The sequence below is a fragment of the bacterium genome, from assembly GCA_024226335.1.
Classification (GTDB): domain Bacteria; phylum Myxococcota_A; class UBA9160; order SZUA-336; family SZUA-336; genus JAAELY01.
The window spans coordinates 1-13,300 of sequence record JAAELY010000079.1 but is presented as its reverse complement, the minus strand read 5'-3'; the positions used below and the strand labels follow the sequence as shown (position 1 = coordinate 13,300).

The 13,300-nt window shown below is 62.6% G+C and carries 9 protein-coding genes; 6 read left to right on the top strand and 3 right to left on the bottom strand.

Annotation, left to right across the window (positions count from 1 at the left end; translation table 11 throughout):
• Positions 1–6: 6 nt before the first annotated feature.
• Positions 7–1,146, bottom strand: a complete 1,140-nt coding sequence (locus GY725_03470) for a CoA transferase (protein MCP4003234.1) — start codon at positions 1,144–1,146, stop codon at positions 7–9.
• A gap of 127 nt (positions 1,147–1,273) precedes the next feature.
• Here GY725_03470 and ychF point away from each other — a divergent pair, with 127 nt between their 5' ends.
• The 3 genes from ychF (at position 1,274) to GY725_03455 (ending at position 5,334) form a co-directional block, all read left to right on the top strand.
• Complete coding sequence (gene ychF / locus GY725_03465; protein ID MCP4003233.1) at positions 1,274–2,311, top strand: redox-regulated ATPase YchF; 1,038 nt, start codon at positions 1,274–1,276, stop codon at positions 2,309–2,311.
• 69 nt (positions 2,312–2,380) lie between these two features.
• Positions 2,381–4,519 (top strand): LysM peptidoglycan-binding domain-containing protein, encoded by a 2,139-nt coding sequence (locus GY725_03460; protein MCP4003232.1) that lies wholly within the window; start codon positions 2,381–2,383, stop codon positions 4,517–4,519.
• Positions 4,520–4,920: 401 nt separating this feature from the next.
• A complete protein-coding gene (locus GY725_03455) occupies positions 4,921–5,334 on the top strand; it encodes a hypothetical protein (GenBank protein MCP4003231.1) in 414 nt (137 codons plus the stop codon).
• An 881-nt stretch (positions 5,335–6,215) separates the two neighbouring features.
• On the opposite strand, the gene GY725_03450 is transcribed toward GY725_03455, so the two are convergent.
• Together GY725_03450 and GY725_03445 are read right to left on the bottom strand one after the other, a co-directional pair.
• Positions 6,216–7,103: a hypothetical protein gene (locus tag GY725_03450; GenBank protein MCP4003230.1), complete on the bottom strand. Its 888-nt coding sequence runs from the start codon at positions 7,101–7,103 to the stop codon at positions 6,216–6,218.
• Complete coding sequence (locus GY725_03445; protein MCP4003229.1) at positions 7,100–8,869, bottom strand: hypothetical protein; 1,770 nt, start codon at positions 8,867–8,869, stop codon at positions 7,100–7,102. The genes GY725_03450 and GY725_03445 overlap by 4 nt, the downstream gene beginning before the upstream one ends.
• Before the next feature lie 125 nt (positions 8,870–8,994).
• On the opposite strand from GY725_03445, the gene GY725_03440 reads away from it, so the two are divergent.
• The 3 genes from GY725_03440 to GY725_03430 all read left to right on the top strand — a co-directional run bounded on the left by GY725_03440 (position 8,995) and on the right by GY725_03430 (position 13,260).
• Positions 8,995–11,406 carry a hypothetical protein gene (locus tag GY725_03440; GenBank protein MCP4003228.1) on the top strand — a complete coding sequence of 804 codons (2,412 nt, stop codon included), beginning with the start codon at positions 8,995–8,997 and terminating at the stop codon, positions 11,404–11,406.
• A gap of 376 nt (positions 11,407–11,782) precedes the next feature.
• Entirely contained in the window at positions 11,783–12,259 is a 477-nt protein-coding gene (locus GY725_03435) for a transposase (protein ID MCP4003227.1), read from the top strand.
• Positions 12,253–13,260 carry an IS3 family transposase gene (locus GY725_03430; GenBank protein MCP4003226.1) on the top strand — a complete coding sequence of 336 codons (1,008 nt, stop codon included), beginning with the start codon at positions 12,253–12,255 and terminating at the stop codon, positions 13,258–13,260. The genes GY725_03435 and GY725_03430 overlap by 7 nt, the downstream gene beginning before the upstream one ends.
• The last annotated feature ends 40 nt before the right edge of the window (positions 13,261–13,300 follow it).

Here is a 13,300-nt window from a genome sequence, read left to right as displayed (position 1 = left end):
GTCGAGTCAGGCCACGGCTTTGGCTTCGCGCAACTTCGCGATGTCTCCGGCGGCAAACCCCCAGTCCGCCAGCACCTGGTCGGTATGCTCACCGGTGTGCGCGGGAGGCACGGGGGTTTCCGGCGTCGTGCGATCGAAGCGCGGTGCGGGCGCGGCCTGGGGCACGCCGTCGACCTTGATGAAGGTCTTGCGATGCACATTGTGCGGATGCTCGGGGGCTTCGCCCAGCCCGAGCACGGGCGCAAAACAGACATCGCTGCCTTCCATGATCTCACACCACTGATCGCGCGTCTTGGTCTTGATCAGCGCCTCGACGCGCTGTTTCATGACCGGCCACTGCGTACGATCCATCTGCGCGGGCAACTCCTCGCCCTCGAGACCCGAGAGCTTCAGGAGTTCGGCGTAGAACTGGGGCTCGATCGAACCCAGCGAGATGTACTTGCCGTCCTGCGTCTCGTACGCGTCGTAGAAATGCGCGCCGGTATCGAGCAGATTCGTGCCGCGCTCGTCGTGCCAGAAGCCGAGGTGGCGCATGCCGTGGAACATCGACATCAGGACCGCTGCACCATCGACCATGGCCGCGTCCACGACCTGACCCTGGTTGGATGTCTGTCGCTCGACCAGAGCCGCCAGCATGCCGAACGCCAGCAGCATGCCGCCGCCGCCGAAGTCACCCACCAGATTGAGCGGTGGGATCGGCCTCTCGCCCGCGCGCCCGATCGGATCCAGCGCACCGGCGAGCGCGATGTAGTTGATGTCGTGCCCGGCAGCCTGCGCCATCGGTCCGTCCTGACCCCAGCCGGTCATCCGGCCGTACACCAGCTTGGGATTGCGCGCGCGACACACATCGGGACCGAGCCCCAGGCGCTCCATGACACCGGGACGAAAGCCTTCGATCAAGGCGTCAGCAGATTCGATCAGGCGCAGCACGGTCTCGACGCCTTCGGGATTCTTGAGATCGACACCGATGCTACGACGCCCGCGCAAGAGCGGATCGGAGGGGCGCTGCCCCGAGTTCCCACGCACGTTCTGGGCACGATCCACGCGCAGCACCTCGGCGCCCATATCGGCCAGCATCATGGCGCAGAAAGGTCCCGGACCGATCCCGGCCAGTTCGACTACCTTGATTCCCGAAAGCGGTCCCATCTGAAGTTCTCCTGTGCTCGTTGCGGGCGGACGCGCAGGATACCACCGGTCCGCTCGGCGTTGTCATTGCCCCCCGGGAGCGCCGGACGGGGCGCGTTTCGCGAGCGCGTTCGTTACTCTGCCGACCGTGGAAGCGGGAATCGTCGGCTACCCCGGATCCGGGCGCAGCACAGTCTTTAACGCACTGCTCGCGCATCGCGCGCAGGAAGCGGCCGGTGCCCGGAAGTCGGGCGCGGCCATCGGTGTAATCCACGTCCAGGATGCGCGCCTCGAGGAACTCTCCGCCCGTTTCAAGCCCAAGAAGACCACGCCGATCGAGATCCGCCTGCACGATCTGTGTCCGTCCCTGGAGCCGAATTTTCCGACCGCGGAAATCGAGGCCATGAAGCGCATGGACCTGTTGCTGCTGGTGATTCCGGCGTTTGCGGATCCCGATCCGGCCGCGCAACTCGCCGGGCTGGACGGCCTGGTCGCGGACCTGTGCCTGGAAGACCTGGCCGCGATCGAGAAGCTGATCAAGCGAACCACGCGCGAAAAGACCGACGCCACCGTGAAAGAGGCCCTGGACCTGATCCAGACGGCGCTGGAGGCGAGCATTCCCGTGATCTCTGCCTCCTCGCTCCAGGCCCAGCATCGCGAAGCCCTGCGCGGCTACGGCCTGATCACCGACCGGCCCATGATCGCGGTCGCAAACAACGCCGAAGACGCAGCGGGCACGCCACCTCCGGCCGAACTGGTCAAGCGGGGTGAAGAACTGGGTATCCCGATCCTGGCTCTAGCTGCGGGTCTCGAGGCGGAGATGGCGGAACTGGCCGCCGAAGATCGCGTTGAGTTTCTGGCGGAGTACGGCGTGAGCGAACCCGCGGGAGCTGCCGTGACCCGAGCCATTCTGGAGCGCGGCGACATCATCCCGTTCTTCACCGCCGGCGAGGACGAGTGCCGCGCCTGGGCCATTGCTCGCAATACAGCCGCCAAGCAGGCGGCGGGAAAGATCCACTCCGACATCGAGCGAGGCTTCATCCGCGCAGAGGTGATCGGTTACGACGAATACGAGCCCCTGGCGGGTGGTCTTACTGAGGCAAAGAGCAAGGGACTGCTCCGCGTCGAAGGCAAGGACTACATCGTTCAGGATGGCGATATCGTGAACTTCCGGCACAACACGTGACTCCCCCTCTTTCCACAGCTGACTCAAGCTCGAGGTCGCTTCTGCGATAAGAGGATCAGGGGGCTCTCTTTGAAGAAGTTCGGGCGAATAGCGGCGCTCGCTGCGCTTTCGTGTGTGCTGAGCGTGTTGTTCACGCTTGCGGCCGACGCCAGGCCGCGCGAACAACTGTTTCCAGAGCCCGAGCCCATGCGCTCGGCTGTCGCCTTCTGGATGCGCGTGTACCTGGAAGTGACCACCGACAGCGGCCTGTTGCACGATTCGCGCAACCTCGGAGTGGTCTACGAGACCATCCAGCTTCCCAAGGGCGCCAGCAAGAAGAAGCGCCAGCGCAAGGTCGACAAGCGGCGCAAGCACTGGCGGGCGGTATTGAACCACCTGGCGAAGGGCAAGAAGGCCAGAAATGACAGCGAACGCGCGATCGTCCGCGTGTTCAAGACGGAACTGAAACGGGAGCCGACGGGGCGCGATTTCGCACGAGCCGCTCAACGAGTCCGTTTTCAAGTCGGCCAGCGCGACAAGTTCCGCGCCGGCTTGATTCGCTCCGGCGCCTACGAGAATGAAATGCGCGCCATCTTTCGCGAGATGGGCCTACCGCAAGACCTGGCCTATCTGCCGCACGTCGAGTCCTCGTTCAATATACGCGCCTACTCGAAATACGGCGCGGCCGGAATGTGGCAGTTCATGCGCGGCACGGGTCGGCGCTACATGCAGGTGGACTACGTAGTCGACGAACGACTCGACCCGATCATCGCCACGCACTCCGCAGCGCGCCTGCTGCGCGACAACTACAAGGCGACGGGCACCTGGCCCCTGGCCATTACCGCCTATAACCACGGCGCTTCGGGCATGAAGCGAGCCAAGCGAAAGCTCGGTACGAGTCGCATCGAAGAGGTCGTGGCCAAGTACAAGAGCCGTTCATTCGGCTTTGCGTCGCGCAACTTCTACGCCCAGTTCCTGGCCGCGCGCCGGGTCGTGCGTTCCTACGAGGCGTTCTTCGGCCCCCTGGATCGCAACAAGCCCGAACCCGTCGACGAGGTCGTCCTACCGTTCTACGCCAGAGTCGAAGACCTGGAGACCTATCTGGGGACGACCCCCGACCTGATCAAACGCTACAACCCGGCCTTGCGCCCATCGGTCTACCGCTCGGGCAAGCGAATTCCCAAGGGCTACACCCTGCGCCTTCCGGCCGGTACTTCGGGTCCCAACCCGGAAAAGTGGCTGGCCATGGTCCCGCAGAAGGCTCAGCACGCCAGACAGCACCGCAGCAATCTGTACAAGGTGCGGCGCGGCGACACGCTGAGCAGGATCGCCAAGCGCAATGGCACCAGTGTGCGCACGCTGGTCGCGCTCAACAATCTGAAGCGCAAACACCGCATTTATCCCGGGCAGGTTCTGCAGCTTCCGGGTGGCAAGAGCAAGTCGAAGCGCGCGACGCCCAAACCGAAGAAGTCCATCGAGATCATCAGCTCGGCTCAGGCCGCACCTCCGCCCGCCGCCAAGACGAAGGCGCCGCCCGCCAAATCCGTGAAGCCCGAGCCGCTCAAACCCGAACCGACCCTGGCCGCGGCGACGGTCGAGCCCGCGACACTCACGCCCGAGATTCCGACCCGGCCGATCCCGACTCTGGAAAGCGCAGACGCGGAGCCCACGACGCTCCCTTCGGCTCCGAAAGGCGAGCAGACGATCCAGGTGGCGAAGGCCGAGAGCCAGCCGAGTTCTGGAAACAACGCCGGACCCATGACGGGAGTCAGGCGCGGCGCGAAGATCCCGCCACCCGTCAAGAGTTCCCGATTCCGTCGCATCATTCGCAACGGTGTGCTCGTAGACGCTGACGAGACGCTGGGGCATTTCGCAGAATGGCTCAACGTACCGACCTCGCGATTGCGCAAGCTCAATCGCATGCGGAACAAAGCAAACCTGCGCATGGGCCAACGCCTGAAACTCGACTTCTCCAAGGCCACGCCCGAGCAATTCCAGCAGCGCCGCATGGAGTACCACAAAGCAGTCGAAGAAGACTTCTTCGACAACTTCGCAATCACCGGAACCGTCGACCACACCCTGCGCAAGGGCGAAAGCCTGTGGGTCCTGTCGCATAAGGTCTATCAGGCCCCAAGCTGGCTGATTCAGCGCTACAACCCGGACCTGGATCTCACGAAGATGAAACCGGGAACCCTGGTGAGCGTACCCCTGGTGGAAAAGCGAAGCTGAACCCGGAGCCGGTGGGGAGTTCCACCGGAAGGCCGAGGTAGCCGGGTCGGTCGGATGCGAGCTTCGTTACTCGTGCTATGCGAGCTTCAGCGGATCGTTGCGATGATCTCTGGCGGTACCGAGACGCCCGACGGGGCTGAACGCCACGGGTCCAGTGACGCTATCGAACGCGAACCGTCCGCAGTCCGGCCGACCTGTTCGAGCGGCCATCGTCAATGCAAGGCCGCCCTTGCCAAGAAAAACCATTTGTGCCACCCGGGTTTTCGGAATAGCGCGCCGAAGAAGACGAAGACGCTTGTAAGTAGCTGTTCTTTGGAAGAAATTGATTTTGACGGTCGGACGTTATCCGACTCAGCCGCGCATGAGGTGCGGCTGTCGAATAGTAGTTGGGCGGCGTGAGGATGGAACGACAGAGACTCGTGGTCACATTGGCAATCGGGTGGAACATTCTCTGGTTGCTCCCCGTTCTTGGGCTGGCGGCGGCGGCTTGGTTCGTCGCAGGTCGGCACACTCTGTATACCTCGCAGTTTACAGAGAACGGATTCTCTCAGATCGCTCCCGGGACTACAGAGAACGAAGTGCGCATGCTGGTGGGCGCACCGTTCTTCGAAACACCGGCGCTGTGGCCCTATCGAAAGTACGGGCGCCCAAACCTTACGGCCGCCGAGCTGGGTTCCTTGGTCTTCAGATCGGACGATTCGCGCTTTCTGTGGTACAGCCGACCGGGCCCACTGCACTTCGCATACGAGCTCCGAGTGGTCGAAGTCTCAGGCGACCGCGTAGAGCAGATATTTGCGCACGATCAATGGGACTAATGTGCCCGGTCCCACACCAAGCCACGACCTCTCTCTCCGGGGGCTAGCAGGTTTGCTCGTCGCGAACCGCCGCCCAACACCTATCAGGCCCCCGGTTGTCAATAGATGAGGACGTCTGTTGACGCCTCCGCTTTCATCGGGCGTTGGTGGTTTGCGCGTCGCAACTCCTTGTCTCCGGCTTGCTATTCGATCCACTGGTTCCAGGCTCCGCTTGGAGTCTGCACCAAACACTTATCGGGACTCTTGATCGGAGCACTGTTGCCGCTCCGCGTCCCAGAAACTCATCTGTTGCCTCACCCGTCCATTCAATATCGACCTGGCTTAGATCGTCCAGTTAGTCTCGGGCTCGAGCGAGGAGCAGAGATCGAAGGAGTAGCGCTCATCGGCGCCTCTCGAATGCTCGGAGGGGAGGTGGATCTCCAATCAAGCGCTACGGCTACCAGGCACGCTCCATGAAGCCGTCTCGTGTCCCGTGCAGCAGGCACGGATCTACGAGTCTCTCGCAGGCTTCTCGGTCTGGCTTTGCCCTTGGTTCCTGTCCGAACCCGGTGCCAGTTATGCGTAAGCGCGCACTGGACCGCATGTTTCGTGCGGGAGTTTGATCTCGCAGAGTATGACCTCCTGGAACGAGGAGGAGGTGCTCGATGACAGCACGAGGAAGCGCAAATTCATCGGAGAGCACTATCAGACTCGGGGGTACTTCGTTTCGACCGTAGGTCCTGATGAAGAACGAGTCCGGAACTACATTCGGGCACACGGAGCCGAAGACAAGCGAATCGAGCAGCTTCGAGTGATCTGACCGGCCCGCGACCAACGAGCGGCCGTCACGACCGCCTCGGGCGGCCCATAATCCAGATTCCCCCGGCTCTGACGGGGGATCGTTAACTGATCAGGGCGGCGTGGATGCGAGCCGCAACGTCCTGATCCCCGAGGTATCCGCTGATGCCGTGGCGGTTCGACGTCGGGTTGTCCACATCGGTCTTGTTCTCGATGGGTGGTTCGACCGAGAAGCGATCTGGAGTGAGAGGATAGAGAGCAACGATGTCACGCTCGTCCATCGCGTTGTACCAGTCACCTACGCAGGACGGATAGGCAATCGGTCGGATGCTCTTTCGGATCGTCTGAACGCCAAGTGGTGAGCCGAGAGTCACGAAGAGAGGGAGGTCCCAGTTTCCCGACTGGGAGGCGGCCTTCGCCAGGTTGTAGGCGACCACGGTACCCAACGAATGACTCACCATCACCGTGGGCACCCCCGGAGAGACCGCTTGTCGCACACCGTCGTCGATCTGCCGGCGGATTGCCGGGTTCTTCAGGTACTGGTAGACGTCGTTCGTGGCGAGGGCCACGCTTGCGGCGCTGGCTCCTGGCACGTGGGTGTCGAGGGCCTTGAGTATCCCCTGGAGCCATTCCCATTCGAGCGGACCCCGCTCGATGACTTCTGCACCGGCGGCCTCTGCGAGCATGGTGCGAGTGATCCCCTCGTGTTCTTGCACCTCTTCTAACACTTCGCGAATGAAGGCCATGTGAGCAGCGTCTTCGCTCGTGCCGCGGATGATCACATCGGCCGCGGCTTGTTCATCCGCACCCTGAGATAGATCGAATAGTGTCTGCCCGTAGTACGGGAAGCGGATGTCCGACTCGGAGATCGGGAGGTCGAGTCCGCTCTTTGCCAACCCCGCTTCGAACGCGTCCAGCCACTCTTTCTTGAGGGCGACTGAATCCTTGTGCTCTTGGGATCTTCCATGAACGAGGACGAGCTGTTTGGTCACGTGATGATTCCTTCTTCGAGTGCGCTGCGAAGCATCCCGGCGCCTTCCCCGTCGAACATCGTCCAGGCCGAGTCCAGGAGGTGTCGCTCCAAACCGCGAAGCCGTTCCTGCATCGTGACCCGATGGGCATCGAGTAGACCCCAGCCCTGGGAAAGCAAGGGCAGGAAGCCGATGGCCGGTAAAGTCGAGTCGATCGTCGAGTCGCGCAGAGCTCCCGTAAGGAGTGCTACATCGAAAAGCGGAGCACCCAGCGCCTCTCGCATGAAACCGCCCATCTGCCGGATGAGGTCCCGGCGTCCGAGATCTCGATAGGCGTATGCCGCATAGATGGCAAGAGACGGATCAATGGTCTTCGCGTACTGCATCTTCCGCGCGAGCTCGAGGGCTCCTTCGCCTTCCATTCGAAAGACCCCGCCGTGTGTCGCGGATGCCGCGACTGCCCGCAAGGTGCGTACTTCAGCCGCACGTTCCTCGAACATGTCCCACAGGTCGGAGTTAGCGGACGGCTCATAGGCTACATCGACGAGCTCGCCCTCTTGGATGGTCAGAGAGCAAAGGAAGCCGGCTAGCGCAGGAAGGACGATGCCCGCGCCCCTGTCCGTGGTGAGGAGCACGCTGCCATGCCCCCGCCCGGATAGCTCCACGGTCAAGTCGTCCGTGGGTCCCTGCTCGATGATGTTGGCCGTGGTGGAGAACGCATCCGACAGCAGGCCCCCGCGGATCTTGAAGCCGCACTCTGTTTCGTGACTCATGGCGCCGAAGGGCTCAGCGGCATGTGTGAGCAGGGCGTAGGAGTCGGTGCGTGCGGCTCGGTCTTCAGTAAATCCGCGGCGTCTGGACGTGCCGATGCCTGCAATCGCCGCAAGGTCCGAGGGTGCGCCTCCCGATAGTGCGTTGTCCAGGATCGTTCGCGATACATCGGTCGGATTCTCGGGAACAGGCACCGGCGGCCCGCCCGGACTGCGCGTGGCCCCGGGAGGTCGGACTTCGGCGCGCTGGACGGAGGCGAGCCAGGCATCCTCGTCGGATGTGATCCGCGCATCGGGGATCTGGATCACTCGAGTCTCCAGGCCGGCCGCCGCGACTCGTTGGGAGACCTCGTCGTAGAGATGGCGCTTCAGGGCACGCGGCCTGACGAAGCCGGCGGGTTCCGCGGACCAGTCCACCACCTCCTCCGGCTCGCCACTCAGCGATGCAATCAGTACCGACGTGTAGAGCGCTTCGTATTCCGCTGCCGTGACGTCGGGGTTCTTGATCTCGTGGGCGGGCCGCCCGAGGGTGCAAGCGAAGAAGACGTCAACGGCCTGTTCCACATCGTCCGCCCCCTCGTTCGGGAAGATCTCGCCGCCCGTGACGAACTGAGCCTGGACCCCTTCCGCCGCGGTCCGGCAGGCATCCGAGATGAACACCACGTGGGGGATTCCGCAGTAGCGTGCGAGCGTGACGCTACCGGCAACGTTGACGGCGGCCTGGGTGTCGGCGGGAGCGTCACTCAAGAGCCAGTACTCGCCGTACCGGATGTTGACCCCGTGCCCGGCAAAGTAGACCAGGAGCTGCTCGACCGTCCCGGTCGCGACGATCGCCTTGATGGCAGCCTTGATCGCCTGAAGCGAGACGCTCTCGTTCTCGTCCGTAATCGGCAGAACCGGGTCCATGCCTTGGCCTCGTGCCCACGTCGCGAATCGCTGTGCCCCCGCGGCCGCATCGTGCAGCTCGGGGAGGCCGCCCGTCCTGTCGATTCCGATCGCAACCGCCGCGCGTTTCACAGGGACTCCTCGGCTCTGCGGGTCTGCGTTCATACCCCCAGCGGCCAGCCATTCTATACTGGACTTGAGGGTCGAAGTACCCCGGCCAGAAAGTCCCAGGAAAATCTCAAGAGGGAGTCGTGCTGGTGAGCCAAGACCTCACGAGGTATCAGGCCGAATACCGGCGAATCACGGCCGGGAGAGAATCCGAGAAGTCCGGCGCTGAGGCGGAGTTGGAGGGTTTCCTGAAGGATTTCCTCCATTCCGCCTATTCTTCTCTCGAAGCGCATGGCGCGTCTTCCTCGGATCCTTGTCCGCCGCTCCACGTTTACGCCGCGGATCATCCCACGGAATCCAGAACCGTCGCGATGGATGATCAGGGGCTCCACGTGGGGATCGAGTTCTTGCAGGAGCTCGATTTCGCGCTGATTCTCTACTCGAACTTCCTCCTACAGAACTTCATCTGGCAAGTCAGTCCGGTCATGGGGGATGTCCCGTCCCTGCGAGAGCTGGTCGAACCCGCAGATTTTCCGGATCAGGCGTTGACGATGCACGCTGAATCCCTGATGCCTAATATCGTCACGCGTGATGGCTACAAGCGCCGACCGGCGAGCAGCCTCATGGAAGCGATGGACAAGGGCTTCTTCGCCAAGGAAGGCGAGAGCATCGCGTTGGCGCTCAGCCGTTCGATCGACAAACCCCTGTTCGACTTTCCGAGCTACCTAGCGGATGCCGACTACGAGGAGCTACTTGCGGCGTATCTTGGCGAGTTCGGCGAGTATCTGCTCTCCCTACATATTCGACTCCTCGGAGACGCCATGCACTTCCTGCTGGCGCACGAGCTGGCACACCACGAGTTGGGGCATCATCTTGCGCCTCCGGATGATGCCGCTCAGGCGAAGCGCGAAGAGGCGGATGCCGACCTGCGGGCACTCGCGATCCTGGGTTCGGTGCCTGGGTTCCATCTGAGATCGCTACTCACGATGTTCGCGTTCTGCCACGCCATCGAACCGGACGTGGAACCCGACCGAATGGAGCACCCATTCGCGCGAAATCGGATTCTCATCCTCAACGACGCCGTCCTCCAAACCAGGTACGACGAGGGTCTGCGGGCGGATATCAACGCAGGAATGGCGCTGATGGCGACACCGCTGCCCACCCTCCAGGTCGGATTCGCATGGGATGGGGGCCCGCCGGAGATCGTGGAGATCAGTGTCTCCCACTACTCCGATCTGGATCAATGCGTTCATATCCAGCTGGTCCTTGATCGGCCGCCTCACTACGGGGAGGTCTTCGATGGATCACGGGAGAACGCTTTCCTCCTTTCTCGCCTCGCTTTCGAGGCGGAGGTCGTTCTCCGAAACCGCATCGATCCGAGCGAGGTTCTTCGAAGGGGTCGGGTCGTCATTCGCCCTGGCGCGGTAGATGGCATGCTGGCTCGGTACAGCACCGATTCGGCACGAACTCGAACCGACATCCGAATCGCTTGCCCGACGGAGTGGTGGTTGGCAACGCCAAAGACGGAGGTCGCCGTCGAGTCGATCGACGTAGAGTTTCTTCCCGAAGAGGATCTCGAGTCGGAAGAGCCACTTCTCATGCACCGCTACGAATTCCACCTGGATCCCGTCGACATCGACTACGACGACTTCCTCCGTTCTCTTCCACCCAAGGATGAGGCCCCCTACGCCTGGGCCAACGTGCAGGTGGCAGCCCGGCGCTTTCTCGAGCTGAGTCAATCCAATGGGGCACTCTTCTTCTATCGCCACCTGCGAGAAAACTGCCCAGATCTGATGCAATACCCCGATCTCATCGGCTTCGCCTGGACACTCGTCCAAGAGGGGCATCTGGGCGAAGCCGCCGAGGTCTCGCGTTCAGCGATTTGTGCTGCCCCACAGTTGCGCCCAGGGTTTTCGCAGGTCTTGGCCTTCGAGGCGTACCAGAGAGGCTCGCTCCTCGAGGCACTGGATCACGTCTTCCTCGAACTCTGTGGAATTGGTGGCCTCGGAGAGTACTCGGAGGCGGCAAGCGGGCTGTACGCACAGATCCTGCAAGGTGCTGAGGATCCCACGCTCGTCGCACTCCGAGAGTTTCACTCACATTGGGATGCCTTGGCGGAGAGGGGCGACCCTTCGGATCCCTCACAGGTGCTCGCCGCCGCGCAGATGGCCTTGGGCTCGATCCTGGAGGCTCAGCGGGCCGCCGACCGGGAGCTGCTCTTGTTGCGGCAATTCGAGGGAGAGGCCCGCGAGGAGATCGCGGCGGTTTCAGGTGGGGGCTATGGGGAGGCGCGCGAAGCCTTCCGCGCTGCCCTGGACCTCGAGACGCGCTTCGCCCCTGCTCGAGTCGAACTAGCACGCATTGCCCTTCGAGAAGACGATCCCCAAGAGGCCTCTCGACATTGGCACGACGCCCACACGTTGGCGCGTGGTCACCCCATGGTGACGGCGCTCCGAGGCCAGATCGAGGCGCCCAATCAGGGCTTCCAAATCAGAAGCCGGCCAGTAACAGAGGCATTCGGCCACGACGGTGAGAGCGGGCCCCACGACTCACAGGACTAACGTTAGGCACTCAGCGTCACTGACAGCCCCTGCCAAGATCCCGTTCTGTCCCAAGAATCATCCGATCGCAGAATACCCCGGCAACGAAGCCAAGACCGGCCACGCCGCACCCGTTGTGACTACTAGCTTCAACGCAAGCGATCAACCCTCGCCGTCGTTGACTTCGTGAGCCGAGGGTGTTTCTGGGTCAGCACGGAGTCTGATCGAGAACGGAGCGGTGGGGGTCGGCAGCGAAGCGCTCTTTCCACAGTCGCGGCGTGAGCTCCTCTACGGGGCCACGGCAGTCAGGAAGTCTTCGGGGCGGCTCTCTCTGCCAACGTCAGTGAGACACCAGGCCCCCTTGGAATTACTGTAGGGCGGTGGAAGGTGAACACCGATGACAGAGAGGAAGAAGATGGACGTGAAAGGACTCCCCACCCCCGCGATTGGGGTTGAGGAGCGAAGCGACGAGGCCCCGAGCGCGGGGGTAGACGCTGTACCCGACCCGCAGGTGATTGCGAAGCCGAAGCGGCGGCGGTTCACGGCCGAGTACCGACTGCGCATCTTGGAGGAAGCGGATCGCTGCACCGGCGCCGGTGAAGTCGGCCAGCTGCTTCGCCGCGAGGGGCTCTACAGCTCGCATCTCGCCAACTGGCGCAAGGCACGAGACGAGGGGGCGCTTCACGGACTCCGCTCGAAGAAACGCGGCGCAAAGCCAAAGGCAAGCAACCCGCTCGAACCGAAGGTCCGCGAACTCGAAGCAAAGATCGCTCGGCTCGAGAACGACCTGCACAAGGCACACACGATCCTGGACGTTCAGGAAAAAGTTGCCGGGCTGCTGGGCTTCAGTCTCGAGGACGGGAAGGACTGTTGATCGCTGCCAGCGAGTTGGCCGTGCGGGTTGGTGTTGAGCCAGCCTGCACGGCACTCGGTGTGTCGCGCGCAACGTTCTACCGTCGCAAGAGTCTGAACCCCGGGCACCAGCAGCCCCGTCCTACGTCCGCCCGGGCCTTGAGCACAAGCGAGCGCAAGCGCGTCGTCGAGATCCTCAGTTCAGATCGCTTCGTCGATCGATCGCCCGCCGAGGTGTTCGCGACGTTGCTCGATGAGAAGACGTATCTGTGCAGCGAGCGCACGATGTACCGGATCCTGGCCGAGTGTCAGTCGGTGCGTGAGCGTCGCAATCAACTCCGGCACCCGCAGTACGCGAAGCCCGAACTCATGGCCACAGCGCCAAACCAGGTCTGGTCTTGGGACATCACGAAACTGTTGGGACCAAAGAAGTGGACGTACTACTACCTTTACGTCCTGCTCGACATCTACAGCCGCTACGCGGTCGGCTGGATGGTGGCCGACCGAGAGAACTCGGCCCTGGCCGGTCGCTTGATCGAAGAGACGTGCACCAAGGAAGGTGTCGAGCCGGAGGTGTTGACTCTGCACTCCGATCGCGGCTCTCCCATGACGAGCAAGTGCACGGCGCAGTTGCTTGGCGATCTCGGGGTCACGCGGTCGCTCAGTCGCCCGCGTGTCTCGGACGACAACCCGTTCTCGGAAGCTCAGTTCAAGACCTTGAAGTACCACCCCGGTTTTCCGCGACGCTTCGCGGACATCCACCACGCGACGAGCCACTGCCAATCGTTCTTCCCGTGGTACAACACCGAGCACCGGCATGGCGGCATCTCGATGCTGACGCCGTACGATGTTCATCGCGGTCAAGCGCCCGCGGTCATCGCGCAACGAACGCGCACGCTGGAAGCCGCATGGACGGCTCACCCTGAACGCTTCGTCCGGGGCACCCCGAAGCCCAGTCCGCTTCCCGAAGCGGTCTGGATCAACCCACCCGAATCATCAACGACAGGAGGAATTGCTCAGTAAATCAAACAATCGAGTGTCTCATCGGCGTTGACAGGTTCCG

Coding starts and splice junctions, on each gene's coding strand:
- GY725_03470 (MCP4003234.1), bottom strand. CDS start 1,146: ATGGGACCGCTTTCGGGAATCAAGGTAGTCGAACTGGCCGGGATCGGT.
- GY725_03455 (MCP4003231.1), top strand. CDS start 4,921: ATGGAACGACAGAGACTCGTGGTCACATTGGCAATCGGGTGGAACATT.
- GY725_03435 (MCP4003227.1), top strand. CDS start 11,783: ATGACAGAGAGGAAGAAGATGGACGTGAAAGGACTCCCCACCCCCGCG.